At 69.4% G+C, this 18,302-nt stretch carries 14 protein-coding genes and 1 pseudogene; 6 read left to right on the top strand and 9 right to left on the bottom strand.

Annotation, left to right across the window (positions count from 1 at the left end):
* Positions 1–375 precede the first annotated feature (375 nt).
* Positions 376–882 (bottom strand): annotated as a pseudogene (locus CFP65_RS06145) (5'-3' exonuclease H3TH domain-containing protein); the annotation flags it as partial.
* Between the two features lie 49 nt (positions 883–931).
* On the opposite strand from CFP65_RS06145, the gene CFP65_RS06140 reads away from it, so the two are divergent.
* Positions 932–2,530, top strand: a complete 1,599-nt coding sequence (locus CFP65_RS06140; RefSeq protein WP_104815117.1) for a recombinase family protein — start codon at positions 932–934, stop codon at positions 2,528–2,530.
* Between the two features lie 221 nt (positions 2,531–2,751).
* Here the strand turns inward: CFP65_RS06140 and CFP65_RS06135 are convergent, their stop codons facing one another.
* The 7 genes from CFP65_RS06135 to CFP65_RS06105 all read right to left on the bottom strand — a co-directional run bounded on the left by CFP65_RS06135 (position 2,752) and on the right by CFP65_RS06105 (position 8,041).
* On the bottom strand, positions 2,752–3,342 hold the full coding sequence (locus tag CFP65_RS06135; RefSeq protein WP_104815116.1) for an ATP-binding protein: 591 nt from the start codon (positions 3,340–3,342) through the stop codon (positions 2,752–2,754).
* Between the two features lie 68 nt (positions 3,343–3,410).
* Positions 3,411–4,151, bottom strand: coding sequence for a methyltransferase domain-containing protein (locus tag CFP65_RS06130; RefSeq protein ID WP_104815115.1), 741 nt, complete (start codon positions 4,149–4,151; stop codon positions 3,411–3,413).
* 72 nt (positions 4,152–4,223) lie between these two features.
* Positions 4,224–5,606, bottom strand: a complete 1,383-nt coding sequence (locus CFP65_RS06125; protein ID WP_104815114.1) for a hypothetical protein — start codon at positions 5,604–5,606, stop codon at positions 4,224–4,226.
* Positions 5,607–5,608: 2 nt separating this feature from the next.
* Positions 5,609–6,370: a hypothetical protein gene (locus CFP65_RS06120; RefSeq protein ID WP_104820688.1), complete on the bottom strand. Its 762-nt coding sequence runs from the start codon at positions 6,368–6,370 to the stop codon at positions 5,609–5,611.
* A gap of 41 nt (positions 6,371–6,411) precedes the next feature.
* A complete protein-coding gene (locus tag CFP65_RS06115; RefSeq protein WP_104815113.1) occupies positions 6,412–6,993 on the bottom strand; it encodes a hypothetical protein in 582 nt (193 codons plus the stop codon).
* Between the two features lie 151 nt (positions 6,994–7,144).
* A complete protein-coding gene (locus CFP65_RS06110; RefSeq protein ID WP_104815112.1) occupies positions 7,145–7,444 on the bottom strand; it encodes a hypothetical protein in 300 nt (99 codons plus the stop codon).
* A gap of 87 nt (positions 7,445–7,531) precedes the next feature.
* A complete protein-coding gene (locus CFP65_RS06105; protein WP_104815111.1) occupies positions 7,532–8,041 on the bottom strand; it encodes a nucleoside-diphosphate kinase in 510 nt (169 codons plus the stop codon).
* Positions 8,042–8,547: 506 nt separating this feature from the next.
* Between CFP65_RS06105 and CFP65_RS06100 the strand changes: the two genes are divergently transcribed.
* Genes CFP65_RS06100 through CFP65_RS06085 form a run of 4 tightly spaced genes read left to right on the top strand, consistent with a single transcriptional unit; the run spans position 8,548 to position 11,452 of the window.
* On the top strand, positions 8,548–9,828 hold the full coding sequence (locus CFP65_RS06100) for a helix-turn-helix domain-containing protein (RefSeq protein WP_104815110.1): 1,281 nt from the start codon (positions 8,548–8,550) through the stop codon (positions 9,826–9,828).
* Positions 9,825–10,367, top strand: a complete 543-nt coding sequence (locus CFP65_RS06095; RefSeq protein ID WP_104815109.1) for a flavoprotein — start codon at positions 9,825–9,827, stop codon at positions 10,365–10,367. Before CFP65_RS06100 ends, CFP65_RS06095 begins: the two co-directional genes overlap by 4 nt.
* Positions 10,368–10,404: 37 nt before the next feature.
* Positions 10,405–11,055, top strand: coding sequence for an NUDIX hydrolase (locus tag CFP65_RS06090; protein ID WP_104815108.1), 651 nt, complete (start codon positions 10,405–10,407; stop codon positions 11,053–11,055).
* Complete coding sequence (locus CFP65_RS06085; RefSeq protein ID WP_104815107.1) at positions 11,048–11,452, top strand: NUDIX hydrolase; 405 nt, start codon at positions 11,048–11,050, stop codon at positions 11,450–11,452. Before CFP65_RS06090 ends, CFP65_RS06085 begins: the two co-directional genes overlap by 8 nt.
* Positions 11,453–11,550: 98 nt before the next feature.
* Here CFP65_RS06085 and CFP65_RS06080 read toward each other — a convergent pair whose 3' ends face one another.
* Entirely contained in the window at positions 11,551–12,306 is a 756-nt protein-coding gene (locus CFP65_RS06080; protein WP_158702056.1) for a hypothetical protein, read from the bottom strand.
* Between the two features lie 444 nt (positions 12,307–12,750).
* On the opposite strand from CFP65_RS06080, the gene mobF reads away from it, so the two are divergent.
* Positions 12,751–17,775, top strand: a complete 5,025-nt coding sequence (gene mobF, locus CFP65_RS42010) for a MobF family relaxase (protein ID WP_104815105.1) — start codon at positions 12,751–12,753, stop codon at positions 17,773–17,775.
* The last annotated feature ends 527 nt before the right edge of the window (positions 17,776–18,302 follow it).

Below are 18,302 nucleotides of genomic sequence, written 5' to 3'. Positions count from 1 at the left end.
TCTCGGTGAACACGGTCGCCGAGATCATAGCCGAGCTCGGGCCCAGGGCCGCAAGCTGCCGCGTCGGAGCCGCTCGCTGACCCGGCAGGGCAAGCTCAGGGCCGCCCGCGACCTGGTCGGGCACTTCGACGCGGTCTCGCCGAACGTGATCTGGGTCGGCGATATGACCGAAGTCAGCATAGGGGAAGGAAAGTTGTACCTGGCGGCGGTCATAGACCCACGCCGTAGCCACAGCGTGGCCGGCGGGCTGCCGCCGGTGGAGTTCGAACGGATCATCAGCGAGGCGCGCGCCAGCCACCACCAGGAGGACCTGGCCTCTCAAAGAAAGCCTCTACGTAACCGAAACCAGGGGATTGACAGTCACCGCCTCCGTTCTCAGCGGGTGACTGCGAGGGTCTCCAGCAGGCGGGTGAGGGAGGTGCCGAGGCCCCAGCGCTCCGACAGGGCTTCGAGGGTCATCGGGTCGAGGGGCTCGCGGGGGAGGGTGGGGTCGAAGGCCGGGAGGGGGATGTCGGTGGCGACGCGGACGACGGTGGGGGCGACGTCGAGGTAGGCGGCGCCTTCGAGGATGTTCTTGCGGCGGGCCGGGGTGAGCTTGGAGAGCGGGTCGGCTGCGGCTGCGCGGATGCCGGCGAGGTCGCCGTACTCGCGGATGAGCTGGGTGGCGGTTTTCTCGCCGATGCCCTTCACCCCCGGGAGGCCGTCGCTCGGGTCGCCGCGCAGGGCGGCCATGTCGGCGTACTCGGCTCCGGTGACGCCGTACTTCTCGCGCAGGAAGACCTCGTTGACGACCTCGGCGTTGCCGACGCCCTTGACCGGGTAGATCACCTGGACACCACGCGTGTCGTCCACCAGCTGGAAAAGGTCCCGGTCGCGGGAGACAGAAGTTTCCCAACACGCGAAACCGGGTCTGACCTGCGAGGATTCGGACATGCTCAGAGCCGTTGTCGGTGCACGCGTCAGCGTGGTCAAAGGGGCCGAGAAGGTCTCGCACTTGGTGCAGAAGGAAGCCGGCCAACGCTACGCCGACCGGTCGGGCTGGGAAGTCGTCGGCTACTTCCAGGACCTGGACGTGTCGGCCGAGGTCCGTCCGTTCGACCGCCCCGACCTCGGCCCGTGGCTGGGGGAGAAGGCAAGCCTGTGGGACGCGATGATCTTCTCGAAGGTGGACCGCGTCTTCCGCTCGGCGAAGGACTGCGCGGACGTGGCGCACTGGGCGGAGGCCAACCGCAAGATCCTCGTCTTCTCGGACGACGGCATCGTCCTGAACTTCCGGGACGAGGGCAAGGACTCGATGTCGGCAATGATGAGCAAGGTCTTCCTGATGCTCGCCTCGCTCTTCGCGGAGATGGAACTCAAGCGGACGAGGGACCGAGTCCTCGGTGCGCACCGATTCCTGCGGAAGACGGTGCGCTGGCCAGGCGGGTATGCACCGTACGGCTATGAGGTGGTGGATCACCCGGAAGGCGGAAAGACCCTGAGCCTGGAGCCGCACACGGCGGGGGTGGCGCGCGAGATGGCCGAGTGGTACATCGCTGGCTGGTCGTTCCGTGAAATCGCCGGGGAGCTGAATCGCCGCAACGAGCCGACGAACCTGGTGCGCCATCTGAGGGCCCAGGGGAAGACCGAGACCTCGAAGGGGAAGAGTGTCGACGGGATCGAGTGGGCCACCAGCGTCGTCGCCGACCTGCTCAGGACCCCGTCGCTGCGCGGGTACAAACTCCACCGTGGCAAGGAGACCCGCGGCGCCGACGGGCTGCCGATCAGGATCGCCGACCCGGTCTTCGACCGAGAGCTGTGGGCCAGACTGGAGCCCGCGCTCGCGGCCAGATCCACGAAGAAGACGCGGACCTTCTCCACGTCCGCATTGCTCGGTGTCGCATTCTGCGACGCGTGCAACGGACCGCTCTATCAGAAGAACGCTCCGAAGAAGTCGAGCGGCAAGGTCTACAGCTACTACCACTGCCCGAGCGGGAGCGCGAAGGGGAGGGCGAACTGCGGAACGTCTCAGCCCTCCCAGCAGCTGGAGGACCTGATCGAGGAGACCTTCATCGCGAAGGTCGGCGACAAGTACGTTCCAGTGCGCCGGTACATCCCGGGGGAGGACCACTCGGAGGATCTGGCTGTGGTCAAGCGGGCGATCAAGGGCCTTCGCGAGGAGAAGGACGAAGGCCTGATCGTCGGTCGCGAGGACGAGGACGAGTGGAAGGAACGCATGCGGGCGCTGCTCCACCGGCGAGAGGAGCTCGAAGCCCTGCCGCAGCGGCCGGCGCAGTGGATTCTGGAGGACTCCGACGAAACGTACGCGACGGCTTGGCAGGCCCGGGACACCGCAGGGCGTCGGCAGCTTCTCCTGGACAGCGGAATCAGGCTGATAGTCAAGCCCGGACCTGCCCTCCAAGCCCGGGTCGAGGTTCCGGAGGATCTGGCAGCACTCCTCAGGGATGCGGTTACTCGGAGTGGATTGATTCCGTATGAGGACGGCGGACTGCCTTCCTCCCGAGCTGAGAGGGTCGACACGTCCGGCTGAGAGCGCTGAGCTCGTGCCTCTGCGCTCTTGCCGTTGGAGGGACCGGAGCGGTTCCGGTCCCTCCAGGACCGCGGAGTGCAGAGTTTCGGGTAGTCCTCATCAGGGTCGGGCGGGCGAATGGGCGGATCATGGCAGTGAGCCGGGGCGAGTCGAGTGAAGGTTGCTGACTGTGGATGGCCTCGTAGACCCAGGACTCGTACAGGGCCGACGCCGACTGCCCATCAGATCCTGCGGAGCCCCACCAACACTCGACCCATCAAGTTCGGGTCGCTAACGGGGAGTTGTTCGTTGGTCATGGGCTTGAACGGCCGGGAACGGGCTGCGCGGTTGGATGGCGGCGGCTCTGCGGTCGCCGGCTGCGGCTTCCGCGGGCTGCTCGGGCGCACTTCGGCCCAGACGATCTTGCCGCCGGTCGGCGGGTGGTAGTAGCCCCACTGGCTGCTCATGTGCTCGACCAGGAACAGGCCTCGTCCGCCCTCGGCGTCGGTGTCGACGTTCTGCGGCACGGGCGGTCGCTTGTCGTGGTCGGCGACCTGCACCAGCACGGCCTGGCCGCGCAGCTGGAGGTCGAGGCCGATCACCTTCACCTTGGCCAGCTCGGCGGAGGTCAGCCACTCGGGCTGCTTGGCGTCGCCCGGGTGCTGGACGGCGTTGCCGATCAGCTCCGAGACGATCAGCAGCGCGGTGTCGATCAGGTCGGGAGGCATCTGCCAGCGGCCCAGCACGTCACGGGTGTGACGCCTTGCCCAGCTGGCCGCGTTGGGGGTGTCGGCCAGCAGCAGGTGGTTGTGCGCGGTGGGGACTTGCGACATTGCGGACGCCTCCCGGCGAGGCGGTGACCCGGTTGGAGCTGGGCCACCGCTCTGGTTGGGCCGAACTCCTACTTGGTGGCGATGACGTAGACGCTGGCCCACTCGCGCTTCGGGTTGGCCAGGGTGGCGTCGAAGGTCCAGGGCTCGACGGTGGTGAACCCGGCTTCGGTGAACAGCTGGCTCAGCTTCTCGGCGTCGTAGGCCCAGAGGTGCGGGGTGTAGCTCGGGTCGTCGTCCTGGTCACGGAAGACGTAGTTGATCAGGTCGAGGTAGGTGTTGATGTCCTCGCGGCAGGTGCGCTTGGCGTACCAGCGTCCGATCATCTCTTCGGCTTCGACGGGTGCCGCCGGGTAGCGGCTGAGCACGTGGGCGGCGTCGGGCACGCCGGTGATGATCTGTCCGCCGGGGCTGAGCACGCGGAAGGCCTCGCGGGCGAAGCCCTTGGCGGAGCGCGGGTAGTCGATGTGCTCCAGGAAGTGTTCGGTGAACAGCAGCTCGACGGTGCCGGTCTCCAGTGGGATGCCCTCGCGCACGTCCCAGAGGAAGTCGGCCGGCGGCACCAGGTCGATGTTGAAGAAGCCGTCGAGCTGGTGGTTGCCGCCGCCGATCTGGACCTTGGTCGGCTGCTCGTCGGGGCCGTTGGGAAAGGCGCGCTGGGTGGCTCGGTGGTATCGGCCGACCTCGATCTCCTTGGCGGCGGCGCGCAGCGTGCGAGCGAGGCCGTGGCCGATGTTCGGGTGGGCCAGCAGCTCGGTGATCTGCTTGCCGAGTAGGTCGATGGGCGGATTGCCAGAAATGTCCGTGGGCATGGCAGGCGTCTCCTCGTAGGCGTGGTGAGAGGTGGAGGGGCTGGCGTTGGCCAGCTGGGCGGTGCCGAGTGGTCAGGCGACCGCGGGGGCCGTGGCCCACTGGTTGTTGCGCATCAGAGTGGAGCGGAGGTCGACCAGGCGCGGGGTGAGGGTGAGGTCCAGCTGCTCGGTCGGGTGGAGGTTGCCGGCCTCGTCGGCGTCGGCGCGCCAGACCCGGTACTGGAGATCCGGGTAGGCCGGGTTGATGCCGATCTCGCCCTTGGGGATGGTGCCGTTGAAGGGCACCGGGATGTCGAGGTGGTTCCAGTAGTTCCAGGCCTGGAGCGCCTTCACCTGGTCGAAGTAGAAGTAGAAGTCCGGCGACCGGCCGAACGTCCGTAGCTCGCGGTGGATCAGGTGGCCGAGCAGCGGACCGAGCTGGGCGGCCAGGCTGTCGAACTCCCACTTGGTGTGGCGCCAGCGGTCCGGCGCCTGCCCCGGGGTGAACAGGCGCGCGGCGACCAAGTGGCTGATGCGGTCGGTGAGGAACACGGCAGCGGCGCCTGGGTCGAGCGTGCGGTCGACCTTGGCCAAGGTGGCGGCGAGGTCGGGCACGTGGAACTTGGCGAGGTCGAATCGGCCGATCATCCCCGGCACGGCGAACAGCAGCTCCTTGTAGAGCCAGTTGTTCAGCTCCCCCAGCTCGGCGAGTCGGCGCGTACGTGAACTGGTCGAGTGCAGCATGACGTACTCGGACAGCGCCTCAAAGAACAGGTAGCCGAGGATCGGCAGCCGCGGGATCGTGGCGTCGAGCTGCCGCAGGAAGTCCGTGGGCGCGACGATGGCGCCCTGGTAGGCGATGGCGGCGGCCAGCGCCAGGAAGGCGGTCGAGTTCTTCACCCGGCTGACCACCGTCTCGCGCAGCTGGTGCCGCTCGGCCTTCGACAGCAGGTATTCGAGCTGGGTGTAGATGGCCAGGTGAATCGCGCCGAGGCGGAGGTAGTCGACGCCGGCCAGCCCCTGGTACGCCTGCGACGGCAGGTCCAGCTCGAAGATCAGCGGGGTGGGCTGGTGATCTGCTCGCCCGATCTTCGCCAGGAAGGCCGGTGCTTCGCGGGTGAGCACGTAGGAGCCGAGGTTGTGCGGGCGGAAGCCGCTGCCCGTCGCGGTGAGCGGCGCGCAGTAGATGCTGCCGACCAGGCAGCCGCCGGAGGGGTAGAGCACGCCGTCCTGGTTGATCTTCTCCAGGGCGTGGGTGACGTGCAGCAGGTGGAGCTTGCCGCCGCTGGCCAGCGAGTCGAACAGCGCGTTGCGGCGGAGCAGCTGGCCGTTGGGCGTGCCGAGGGACAGCCGGTCGACCCAGGCGGCCTTCTGCACGCCGAGCGGGTCGTCGGCGTTGGGCATCGTGGGCACCAGGCTGGCGCCGAAGAAGGCGTGCGCGTCGGCCCAGCTCTCGTAGGCGTCGAGGAAGTCCACGGCTACACCAACCCCTTCTCGGCGAGGGCGTAGCGGACGGCGGCCACGCTGGACGCGCTGGAGAGGAAGGCCTCTTCGGAGGTGACCACCAGGTCGTAGGCCAGCGGCAGCAGCTGGTCGAAGGCCGGCTCACGGACGAACTTGGCGTTGGGCCACCAGGAGCGCTTCGGCAGCCGGTAGCGGTCGAGGGCGTCGGCGACCTTCACCAGGTCGCAGATCTGCTCGGCCCGAGCGTGGTCGGCACGGTCGTCGGCCGTGAACGTCTCGTACGGCAGCTCGTGCAGCCGGACGGCGGTGGCGGCCCGGATGACCTCGCTCGGGCGGGGCGTGCGGCGGAAGTGCGTCCAGACCAGCTCGGCGTTGGCGGCCAGCCAGATCGCGGCGCGGTTGCCGTGGCCTTGGTCGTCCTTGTCGTGGTGGCGCTGGGAGTCGTGGACGGCCGCCGCGATGACCGCGGTGGCCGTGTCGGACTCGTTCAAGCCGTACCAGTCGGCCAGCAGCGCGGCGAGGACCGCCGTGCGCAGGCCGTGCCGGTGGCCGTGGATGGAGTCGGCGAGCTGGGGTTCGGCGAGCCACCGGGTGGGGACGGCGGCCTGCTCGATGAGGGTCTGCGTGGTGGGGCGCAGCGGCGGCGGCCAGGCCGGCGGGAAGTCCGGTCGGTTGGCCTTGATCCATTCGACGGTGGCGGCGTCGGTGAACTGGTGGAGCGGCAGTTCCTTGCGGGCAGCCAACTCGACCAGGCTGTCCGTGCGGGTTGTGCTCATGGTGCGGCCCACCCCCTCGGTGGTCTTGAGGGTTGGAGGCCCTACCGGATCTCGGCGTTCCGGGCAGCAGCCTTGCGCGCGGCCTCCTTGGCCTCGAACTCGGCGGTGAACTCGGCCAACTCCTGCTCGGTCATGACGGCGATGCCCAGTTCGGCGGCGGCGTCGAGGATCTGGGCGGCGGCTTCATCGCGGGCGGTGTCCGTGGCGTCGTCGGGCAGCAGCACCTCGAACTCGGCGTGGTAGCTCCACGCCTCGCTCCACTTGACGGCGATCTCCACGCCGGCGAAGCGGAAGTTGCGGCGGAAGTTGAACGCCTCGTGCCGGGTGTCCTCGAAGCCGAGCGCGCCGAAGAGCTGGACGGCCTTGGCGACGTCCTCCTTGGCGATGGCGAACTCGGTCTCGCCGAAGGCGGCGCCCTGGCCGATCCGGCTGTCCTTGAGCGTGATCTTGGCAGTGCCGGCGGACTGGTTGTCGGTGACCTTGAGCAGTTGGTCCGGCAGGACGAAGAAGTGGATCAGCTTGTTATCCTGGCCCAGGTCCTCGCCGTCACGGACCAGGCGCTCCACCAGGGCGTCGTGGGTGTCCTTGTCGAACCGGGCGCGCATCTCGATCTCGACGGCCATCGCGGTCGTCCTCTCCTGATTTGGGCGTGGCGGATGGGGCCGCACCGGCGCCGAGGTACCCCTGGCCGGTACAGATGATCTTGTATTCGGTTGGTCGCCGGTGGTGCGGCTGGCTACTGCTCCTCTGACCGCACCACCGGCCGTTCCTACGTCAGGCCAGCTCGCCGAACCGCTCACGGACGACGCCCGCGTGCAGGTAGTTCGGCAGCGGCACGCCGCCGACGGCGGTGCGCTTGGTGGCCACCTGGTCCTCCGTCTCGGTGGGGAAGCCCTCCAGCAGCTGGAGGCACTGCTTCACCCACTCGCGAGAGGTGTCCCACTCACCGGCGTCGCGCAGGCGCAGCGCCAGGGCGTACGCCGTCTCGGCGGCGGCCCAGCGGTCCGTCGCCAGCTCTTGCTGGAAGGCGGCCTCCAGCTCGGCCGGCGAGGCCAGACGGGTCGTGCTCGTCATCGGCTCTTCTCCTCGTGTCGTGCCAGTCGTTCTCGTGGTGGTGAACTTGGCTGACGTCACCGGGGTGACGCCCAGGAGGCCGCCGAATCAGTAGATGTACGTCTCGGCCAGCGTCTTGTAGTCGAACAGCTCGTCCTTGGCGAACCAGAGGTCGACTTCCTGAGCGGCCTCCTCGCGGTTGCCGGAGGCGTGGATCAGGTTGGCGACCGCCTTGCCGACGGCCACGCTGGCGCCCCGGCTCATGTGCGAGAAGTCGCCGCGGATGGTGCCCGCCGGCGCCTGGTCCGGGTAGGTGCTGCCAACGATCTTGCGCACCGTGGCGATGGCGTCGTAGCCCTCCAGCACCAGGGCGATCACCGGGCCCTGCTGCATGAACGTCGCGGTCAGGTTGTAGACCTCGGAGCCGAGACGCTCCTCCAGGTCCGCGTAGTGCCTGCGGGTGAACTCGGCGTCCATCCACTTCATCTTCGTGCCGACGATCTTGAGCGCGGCGTCCTCGAACCGCTGCAGAACCCGGCCGGACAGACCACGGGCCACCGCGTCGGGCTTGAGCAGGACAAGCGTGCGCTCGACCTGGCCCTGGGTCTCCTCGGTCATTTGTTCCCTTTCCCTTGCCAGAGTGGCGATTTGACGGTGCATCAAACACGTCTGGCACCGAGATTACCTGCGAGAGTGAAGCGGTTTTCGGTACGCCGGGCAGACCCGCAGAGGAGTCGAACAGCGTTCCTGCTGATCACTCACTATGAAGACCGGTGCTGACCTAGACTTCAGCCAGTACTGGCCTTGCAACTGTCCGTGCAGGTGCGGGTCTTGCTTCGGCCCTAAGTCTGGAACTGCCACCCACTTCGCACCATGCCGTCACAGTGCGGCGACGGTGCACTCGCGGTGCAGCAAGCCGACCGGCGGGCGGCGGGCGACGGTTCGGTGGCATGAGCTGCTCCTCTCAGGGCTGGCGTGGCTGAGGCCAAGTCAACTCCACGAGGTAGCAGGCTGGTCCGCCTTGTCGCATGTTCTGCATGAGCTATGCAGATCGTGCATAGCATCTTGATCCAGATCGGCCGGCGCGGCCTTCGCCAGGCAGGCTGAGGGTGGCAGGAGGAGTCATGTCGGAGGCGGTCCCCGCGGCCATCGACGCACGCCAGATCGGATCGGTGATCCGTCGCGCCCGGGTGATCGCTGCCCGGTCGCAACACGATGTGGCTTCCAAGCTGGGCTACCACCAGTCGAAGCTGAGTCGGCTGGAGAAGGGCGCCGGCACCGACGACGTACGGATCTTGCGAGCCGTCGCGGCGGAACTCGATATTCCCTTGGAAAGCCTGGGCCTGACCGCCTCCCCCAGCAGCACGGATCTCAGGACCGACGACATGCAGCGTCGAGGCTTCCTGGCAGCCAGCGTGGTAGCTCTCGCGGTCCCAGCTGCCCGCCCTCACACCGCCAGCCTGGAGCTGGTCCAAGCCCTCCTGCCCACGGCGAGTGGCCTCGCCGACCGGCAGCTGCTCGCCGAGGCCACTCTTCGTCAGGAGCTGTCGAAGGCTCGCCGGCTGCTCTACGGCTGCCGCTACACCGAACTCGAAGCCCTGCTGCCCGCACTGCTCACCGCCCTTCGCCGTGCTCAGCACGACGCGCCCGACAGCCTGATGCTGGCCAGCATGGCCGCCACCGCCTACCAGACCACCGTCAGCATGTTGATCAAGCTCGGCGACACCGGCAACGCCTGGCTCGCGGTGGGGCGGGCGATGAGCGAGGCCGAGCGCAGCGGCAACCCGATAGTCCTGGCCTCCAGTGTCCGGGTCCAGACCCACCTGATGGCCCGCGAACGCCACACCGCACCGGCCGTCACGATGGTCCAGCACACCGCCGACCAGCTCGGCAGCCACTACGACCAGCGCGAACCCGGAGACCTCGCCGCGTTCGGCCTGATGCTGCTGCGTGGGGTGACCGCTGCAAGCACCGGCGGCGACCGCTCCACCACCACGGAGCTGCTGGACCAGGCAGACGAAGTGGCCCGGTACGTCGACCGCGATCACCCGGACGCCTGGGCGAACTTCAGTCCAACCAACGTGGCGCTGCATCGGGTGTCGGCCGCGGTGGCCTTGGGCGACGCCGGTGCCGCCGTCGAGGCGGCCAGGCCACTACTGCGCCGTCGCATCCCAGCCCCGGAACGACAAGCCGCCTTGTGGGTGGACCTTGCCAGGGCGTTCAACCAGCAGGGCAAACTGTCCGAGGGCTACCGCGCCTTGCGCATCGCCGAACGGCACGCTGCTGAGGACATCAGGCGTCGCCCGGACATCCGGGAGCTGGTGGCCGACATGACGGCACGCGACCGTCGCGGTGCCTTGCCGGAGCTACGTCAGTTCAGCCGCGAGTTGGGAGTCCGACCTTGAGCAACCAGCCCTTTCTGTACGTCGCCGTCTGCGCCTCCGGCATCGCCGACGACGTGAGCCAGCTGATCACCGCGGCTCAAGAGGAAGGGTGGCGAGTCGGCGTGGTGGCCACCCCGAACGCCATGGGGTTCATCGACCAGGCCGCCATCGAGCAGCAGACCGGCTACCCGATCCGCTCGGCCTGGCGCACGCCTGACGTACCGGCCTCACTGCCGCCGGCCGACGCCATCGCCGTCGCGCCCGCCACCTTCAACACGATCAACAAGTGGGCCGACGGCCACGCGGACACCCTGCTGCTCGGCATACTCACCGAGTCGTATGGCCTGGGTATCCCCGTGGTCGCCCAGCCGTACGTCAACTCTGCCCAGGCCGCCCACCCGGCCTACGCGGCCAACGTCGAGCGGCTGAAGGCCATGGGCGTGCTGTTCGGCGACTACGTGCCGCACAAGCCGAAGGCCGGCGGTGGCCGTGACCAGTACGACTGGATTACCCCGCTGCGGCTGCTGCGCCCGGTGCTCGAAGCCAAGAGCAAGGCGTAGCCAACCAGTCAGCTCGAAGCTCGGGGAGGGGCAGCAGGTGGACGTGGTGGTCAGCTGGACAGGCAGATCCGCCTGCTGGCTCCAGGAGGCGCTGCGCGACACCAACGAGGCGTTCGCCGCCCGGCTCGGCATCGCGGTCCGCACGGTGGCCAGCTGGCACAAGAGCCCGGAACTCGTCCCGCGCACCGAGATGCACCAGCTCCTCGACCAAGCACTGGAAGCAGCGGCGCCCGCCGCGCAGAAGCGGTTTGCGCTGCTGCTCACCGAGTCCACCGGCAGCCAGGCCGCCCAAGCCTTGCGGGTGGCCGTCGCGGTGGTGGTCCGCGGTACGGACGTGCTGCTCGTCTGCCGCCGGGACGACGAGTCCGCCGGCATCCGCTGGCAGTTCCCAGCCGGGGTGATCAAGCCGGGTGGCAGTCCAGCCTCAGCTGCCGTCCGCGAGACGCTGGCCGAGACCGGCGTCCACTGCGCCGTGCGCCAAGACCTCGGCGGCCGGCTCCACCCGTCCACCGGTGTGTGGTGCGAGTACTTCCTCGCCGAGTACCTGGTGGGCGAGGCTCAGAACCAGGACAAGATCGAGAACGCCGACGTGATGTGGGTTCCGCGAAACGCGGTGCCCCGGTTCATCCCCGTCGATACGATCTTCCCGCCCATCCTGGCTGCCCTGGAGGAGTCCCAGAATGACTGAGCCGACCAGCACCAAGCCGGGTATCGCCGCTGCCATCGTGGTCCAGGACGGCCGCGTCCTGATGGTCCAGCGGCGGGTCAAGGAGGGTGAGCTGTCGTGGCAGTTCCCGGCCGGTGAGGTCGAGGTCGGCGAATCGCCGGAAGCAGCTGCTGTCCGCGAGACCGCCGAGGAGGTCGGCCTGATGGTCAAGGCCGTCCACCCGCTCGGCGAGCGCGTTCACCCGAAGACCGGTCGGCAGATGTCGTACACCGCCTGCGAGGTGGTGAGCGGCACGGCCACGGTGGTCGACACCGAGGAGCTGGGTGCGCTGGCGTGGATCACCCGCGAGCAGATCCCCGAGTTCGTTCCGTACGGTCTGTTCGAGCCGGTGCAGGTGTATCTAGATGCAGCCATGTAGTCAGACGCCGCCACAGGGAACTGTTGAGCTGGTACCGACGGCCTGCGAGCGTACGTCGCATGCTGCCGTGCCCCGCTCGCCGCTGTGCGGGAAAGCCGCTATGCGGCGTAGGTGACCCCGTCGAACGTGAATGCCCCACTGCGCGAGATTGCGACGGCGGTGGGCTCGGCGATGCCGGTCGTTGAGTCGACCACTCCGAAGCCCATTGCCGGACGGAATGACGAGGCTGTCGACGGTGCAGTGCGGCGAAGCGTTCCGATCTCGAAGCCCCAGAGAGTGTCGGCCGTCGGGTCGTCGGTCGGGATCTCTCCGATCAGTGCGAGGCCGCTGGTTCCGCTGCAGATGATGGAGTGTCCGAACCCGCGAGCGAGCAGGATGGCGAGCGCGCCCGGATAGCGGCTGGCACCGGGGCCGGTCGCGCTGAGGCTCAGCCACCCCGGTGCGACCGGTTGGATTCCGGCGGTGACCGCAAGACCTAGATCAGAGATGACCGGGTGCCAGCACGAACACGAGCCGACAGTCAGGGCGTCTCTGCCAGCCCCAACCCCGGCTTGGATGACGATGTCTCCTGAGTAGATAGCGCGCAGGCGACCGAGGGTGCTCGTGGCGCATTCGGAGCCCTTGTGAGTCGAACCGTGTTGGCGGGCGCTCATGACAACTACACGGTCCGGCTGCCAGTCGCCAACGAACCGGAGCAGGTTCATCACGGCGCGCGGATGGCGGCTGGGTGCCAGCAGGTCTGCGACGACAACCACCCGCTCGCCGACCGTCGGCGGCACATATCCGGGGCGCGAGCGGAGCAGTTGCGCGAGCGGCGCGTCGGCGTGAGCAGTACGAGGTTCACGGTTCGTCACAGGGGCGGCATCCCAGGGAGTCGATGGGGATCGGATCCGTTGCTCCGCAGTGGCCGGAGGCAAATCGGATCAGAAGGAGCGAGTGGCCCTTTCTGATCGTGACTCTAACTACAAAAGCCCAGCTCGGAAACCCCTTGTTTTGGCGGCTGAGAAGCCCTAAGAAGCGACGATAAATATTGATAGATAAATGACGGGAAAATCGTCACCTCGCGGTCTCGATTCATCAACTCTGCAGTTCAGGAGCAATGAGTCGAGACCGCCTGGCATCACCTTCTGCTTCGCTCGTAAGCCATCCAGACACCTCTTGCAGATATTCTGAGCATGGTCCGCTGTGCGGGGCTAAAGTACCCGTATGGCAATTGGTGAGGCAGGTGGAACGGCGGCTCGAATAGCTGCCGCGCCTACCCTCGCCCGGGTTTCGGAAAGCTGGGGGTGGTCGCGTTGATGACCATCCACAAGCTCACCGCCGGCAACGGCTACACCTACCTGACGCGCCAGGTCGCGGGCGGCGATGTACAGCGTCAGCGGGGTCAGTCCGCCGAGGAGTACTACACCCAGAAGGGCAACCCGGCCGGCGTCTGGCTCGGCCGCGGCGCGCCCCTGCTTGGACTCGACGGGACCAGCGTCACCGAGCAGCAGATGAAGCACCTGTTCGGCCTGGGGCAGCACCCGGACGCCGAACGGATCATCGCCGAGCACCTGGCCGCAGGCGTGCGTGCCGACATGGACGGGGACCAGCTCAAGGCGGTCCAGGCCGCCGCGATCAAGGCCGCCACCCTCGGCCGCAAGTACCCCGAGTACGAGCCTCTCGATCCGTTCGCCAAGCGTGTTCAGCGGCGCCTGGCCGTCATCCGGAAGGAGACCCGGCGCACCCCCACCAGCGCCGAGGTCAAGAAGGTCCAGCAGGAGGAGTCTCGCCGTCAGCGCGCCGCCGTCGCGGGCTTCGACCTGGTCTTCGCCCCGGTGAAGTCGGCTGCGGTGCTGTGGGCGCTGGACGAGCGCCCGGGGGTCCGCGCCGCTGTCCGCGAGGCCCACGAGGCCGCCCGCGACGCCGCGCTGGAGCTGTTGGAGGAGCATGCCGCGCACACCCGCACCGGCAGCACTGGTCAGGCCCAGATCGACACCAAGGGCCTGGTCGCCGTGGCGTTCGACCACTACGACAGCCGGGCCGGCGACCCCAACCTGCACACCCACGTCGTCGTCGCCAACAAGATCCAGGGCGTCGACGGGAAGTGGCGTTCGCTGGACGCCCGGGGCCTGCTGGCGATGACCGTGGCGACCTCCGAGTTCTACAACTCGCGGTTCGAGACCGAGCTGACCGCCCGGCTCGGTGTGACCTTCGAGGCTCGCGAGGACGCGGTGGCCAAGCGCCAGCCGGTGCGCGAGATCGTCGGCGTCCCGCTGGAGGCGATCACCCACTTCTCCTCCCGCCGGACCGAGATCGAGGCCCGCTACGAGCAGCTGCTTCGGGAGTACCGGCGCGACCACGGGCACGACCCCTCCCGCGGCATGACCCACCAGCTCGCCCGCCAGGCCAACCTCGACACCCGCGAGGGCAAGAAGGCCGCCCGCTCCCTGGAGGAGATGCGCGCCGACTGGACCAGCACCGTCACCACCGCTCACGGCCAGGACGTCGTCCAGCGCGTGATGGCGGCCGTCCCCGCGCCCGAAAGCATCCCGGCCACTGCCCGGCAGGAGGAGCCGAAGCCGGTCGAGATCCCCACCCTGGCCGCCGCCGTGATCACCGCCGTCGGTGAGGAGCGCGCGGTGTGGACGGTGTGGAACCTGCGCGCTCACGCCGAGCGCCTGGCCCGCTCGGAGCACTCCACCACCAGCACCACCGAGCACCGGCAACTGGTCGAGGCGATCGTCACCGAGGCCGTCTCACCGGCCCACAGCGTCCGTGTCGACGCCCCCGCCCTGCTTGACGAGCCCGAGGAACTGCGCCGCGCCAACGGCGACTCCGTGTTCGTCCAGCACGCCTCCGACCGCTACACCAGCACCGCCATCCTGGACGCCGAGCGCCGCCTGGTCGCCGCCGCCCTCACCCCCGTCAACGAGGGCCTGAACCCGGCCTTCGTCGGCGCCGCGATCGACGGCTTCGAGGCCCGCCACCGCGCCCTGGACGAGGGCCAGCGCGTCCTCGTCACCGCGTTCGCCACCGACACCCGGCTGGTCTCCCTCGGCCTCGGCCCGGCCAGCTCGGGCAAGACCACCGCGATGCAGGCGTACGTCCAGGTCGCCAACCAGGCCGGCCAGCGCGTCGTCCCGCTCGCCACCTCCGCGGCCTCCGCGGCCGTCCTCGCCAAGGACCTCAAGCAGCCCGCCGAGAACCTCCACAAGTTCCTCTGGGAGCACACCGGCGGCACCTACGCCGCCCAGCTCGGCAGCGGCCAGAACGTGCCGTCGAACCGGGCCGGCTTCGTGCTGAACCCGGGCGACGTGGTCCTGGTGGACGAGGCCGGTATGGCCGGCACCTTCAACCTGGACCGCCTCACCCGCATCGCCGCCGAGCGCGGCGCGAGCGTGCGCCTGCTCGGCGACTACCGCCAGCTCGGCTCCGTCGAGGCGGGCGGCGCGCTGCGGCTGATCGCCGCCGAAGCCGGCGCAGTCGAACTCACCACGCTCCACCGGTTCAGCAACAAGGACGAGGCCGCCGCCACCCTCAAGATCCGCACCGGCAACAGCTCCGGTCTGGACTTCTACTTCGCCAACCAGCGGGTGGTCGGCGGCTCGCGCACCGCCATGGTCGAGGCCGCGTACGAGGGCTGGAAGGCCGACATGCTCGCCGGCCGCACCACCCTGATCAGCGCCCGCACCGGCACCGACGTCACCGCCCTGTCCGCCCGGGCCCGCGACGAGCGTGTGGCCGCCGGCCAGGTCGAGACCGACGGCGTGCTGCTGCGCGACGGCAACCGCGCGGGCCGCGGCGACTGGATCGTCACCCGCGACAACAACCGCAAGATCACCACCAACCGGGGCGCGGACTTCGTCAAGAACGGCGACGCCTGGCAGGTCCTCAAGCGCTACGACGACGGCTCGCTCAAGGTCCGCCACCTGGAGCACCGCGGACGCCTCACCCTGCCCGCCGAGTACGTCGCCGCCCACGTCCAGCTGCTCTACGCCTCCACCATCACCCGCTCCCAGGGCGGCACCGTCGACACCGCCCACCCCCTGGTCACCGACGACACCACCCGCGAGGAGCTGTACGTCCAGCTCACCCGCGCCCGCCACACCACCACCCTCTACACCGCCACCCACGAGCTGCTGCCGTTCGACACCGACGAGCAGCTCGACAAGCCCAAGAACGACCCCGACTCCTTCGCCGCCCGCGAGGTGCTGGAGCGCGTCCTTGCCCGCGAAGGCGCCCAGCTCTCCGCCACCGAGACCATCCGCGGCGCCCAGGAGGACGCCGCCTCCCTGGCCACCCTCGCGCCCCGCCACCAGCACGCCGTCGAAACCCTGACCACCCCCTACTACCACCAGCTGATCCACCGCCTGTTCGGCCCCGCCCTCGCCGAGCAGATCACCACCGACGACGCGATGACCGCCGTCACCCGCGCCCTGCGCGCCGCCGAAACGGTCGGCTGGCAGCCCGAGCGACTGCTCGCCGCCGCCACCTGGCGCGGCGACCTCAACCCCGCCGACTCCCCGGCCCAGGCCCTCGCCTGGCGCCTGAACACCATCACCGACGACCGCCCCGCCCCCGCCCACCTCAACGCCCCCACCACCGCCGACACCACCCGCTACGCCACCCTCGTCGCGCAGCTCACCGGCCTGCCCGCCCACCGCCTCGACCCCGAGACCGCCACCGAACAGCCGGTCGCCCTGCACATCGCGCCCGCCGCCGCCCAGGCCCCCGACGCGCACCCGCACGTTCCCGCCGACACCCTGACCCGCTACGCCACCGCCGCCACCGCGCTCAACACCACCACCGACACGGTCACCGCCCACCCGCAGTGGCCCCACCTCGCCGGTGCCCTGGCCGCCGCCGAGTGCACCGGCCGCGACACCACCACCCTGCTCACTACCGCCGCCACCCAGACCACCGGCGCGAGCGACCCGGTCACCGCCCTGACCCGCGCCGCCCGCACCACCCTGGCCACCGACGGCATCCCCGAACACCACCAGCAGACCCCCGAAACCCTCCGCCACCAGGCCCTCACCGCCGACGTCCTCGGCGCCCAGCACGCCACCCGCGCGCTGGGCGAGAGCACCTGGCCCGCCCTCACCGCCGCCCTTCGCCGCGCCGAGACCGCCGGCCACGAACCCGCCACCCTGCTGCGGCAGGTCGCCGAGCAGTACCCGCTTACCGGCACCGACAGCCTCAGCCAGGTCCTGGCCTGGCGCATCGGCCGCCACCTCGCCGCCGACGCCCCGGCCGCCGCCGCCCAGCAGGGCGATGGCGCCGAGGCGGAGCTGTGGCGCACCCTCGCCTGGACCCTCAAGACCATCGAGAACACCGGCACCCCCGCCGAGACCGCCCTCACCGGGGCGACCGGCCGCACCGCGCTGCCCGAACTCCTCCAGCACGCCCAGCAGCAAGCCCTCGCCCACACCCGCGCCGCCTCCGGCCGCGCCGACCTCCCCGCCTGGATCAGCGGCGTGCCGCACTCCACCGCGGCCAACGAGCGCCACCACGACTACCTCACCGAGAGCACCGCCCTGATCGCGGGTCGCGTCTCGGCCCTTGGCGACCGCACCGCGGAGATGCGCCCGGAGTGGAGCCGCACCCTCGGCGAAGCCCCCACCGACCCCACCCAGCGCGCCCGCTGGCAGCAGCAGCTCGCCTTCGTCGCCGCCTACCGCGACCAGTACCGCGTCACCGACGACACCGCCGCCCAGCCCGCCGGCCCCTACATCGAGGAAGGCCGCACCGGCCACCACACCTACTGGACGGCCACCGAAGCCGCCATCACCGCCCGCCGCATCGCCACCACCCCGAACACCCCGGCGCCCGCCACCGCGGACAGCGACCAGCAGGCCCTGCGCCGACTCGCCGCCGACGTCTACCGCACCCTGCCCGACGCCGACCAGACCGAGATCCTGCGCACCGTCGCCGCCCGCACTGGCGCCACCTGGCTCACCGGCCGCCCCCGCCTGGACGACGCAGCCCTGGCCCAGCAGCACGTCGCCGAGACCGTCGGCGCGGTGCTCGCCGAGCGCGGCCAACTGACGGCCGAGGCCGCCCGGCCCGAGCAGCGGCAGACCGAGGAACACCACCAGCCGACCCTCGCCGAACGCCGCCGCGCCGGCCGCCAGGCCGAGCGCCAAGCCCACCGCGACCAGCTCCAGCAGGGGAGTGGCCAGCCAACGCGGACCGCCCGGCGCGCGTCGAACCGTCGTGTCGAGCCCGCCGATCAGCGGCAAGTCCAGGCTTCGGCCCAGCGCCCAGCCGAGCAGCGACAGCCGCTTCAACTGCGCCCGCAGCAGGTGCAGCAAGACCAGCCGGGCCCCCACTTGCGCTGAGCCGAGCACCAGGCCCGAGGATCTTGAGCGGTCGCCAACCGTGCTCGCCGAGGACGTTGCGGCTGAGTCGATCCGTAAGATCGCCAAGCTCCAAGAGGACTCGGTCCCGGTTCCGGCACGGCAACGGTGGATAGGGCGAGGAGTCCTGACCGACAGGCTGCCCTCGTATCAGGGCTATACGATCAGAGGACGGGAATACCGGACTTATTCCGGTCAAACACCGCAGAGGTTACGGTGGTGGGCCGCACCACCAACAAGGAGACGACGATGAGATCGCCGCGCAAACGGGCTCTCTCGCCTACGGTCGTGGGCCTCAGCTCGACTATCGACGTTGCGGGGCTTGGGACCTATCGAGCCATGCGCAGGGCCCAGCCGAGTCCTGCCCGGGTTTACCGGGGGTCGGATTGGCAGGCAGTGGCCAGGGACCTTCGCACGGCGATGGCCTTGGAAGAGACCGACCGGAGCAAAGCCGCGAAGTAGACAAGCCTCCAGCGCAGCAAATGCCAGTGAGCTTGAAACGTGACGGG

The sequence above is a fragment of the Kitasatospora sp. MMS16-BH015 genome (assembly GCF_002943525.1).
GTDB lineage: Bacteria > Actinomycetota > Actinomycetes > Streptomycetales > Streptomycetaceae > Kitasatospora.
This window is presented reverse-complemented; position numbering and strand designations above follow the sequence as displayed.

Coding starts and splice junctions, on each gene's coding strand:
- CFP65_RS06130 (WP_104815115.1), bottom strand. CDS start 4,151: ATGCCCACGGACATTTCTGGCAATCCGCCCATCGACCTACTCGGCAAG.
- CFP65_RS06100 (WP_104815110.1), top strand. CDS start 8,548: ATGTCGGAGGCGGTCCCCGCGGCCATCGACGCACGCCAGATCGGATCG.
- CFP65_RS06140 (WP_104815117.1), top strand. CDS start 932: ATGCTCAGAGCCGTTGTCGGTGCACGCGTCAGCGTGGTCAAAGGGGCC.
- CFP65_RS06135 (WP_104815116.1), bottom strand. CDS start 3,342: ATGTCGCAAGTCCCCACCGCGCACAACCACCTGCTGCTGGCCGACACC.
- mobF (WP_104815105.1), top strand. CDS start 12,751: ATGACCATCCACAAGCTCACCGCCGGCAACGGCTACACCTACCTGACG.
- CFP65_RS06120 (WP_104820688.1), bottom strand. CDS start 6,370: ATGAGCACAACCCGCACGGACAGCCTGGTCGAGTTGGCTGCCCGCAAG.
- CFP65_RS06085 (WP_104815107.1), top strand. CDS start 11,048: ATGACTGAGCCGACCAGCACCAAGCCGGGTATCGCCGCTGCCATCGTG.
- CFP65_RS06115 (WP_104815113.1), bottom strand. CDS start 6,993: ATGGCCGTCGAGATCGAGATGCGCGCCCGGTTCGACAAGGACACCCAC.
- CFP65_RS06110 (WP_104815112.1), bottom strand. CDS start 7,444: ATGACGAGCACGACCCGTCTGGCCTCGCCGGCCGAGCTGGAGGCCGCC.
- CFP65_RS06105 (WP_104815111.1), bottom strand. CDS start 8,041: ATGACCGAGGAGACCCAGGGCCAGGTCGAGCGCACGCTTGTCCTGCTC.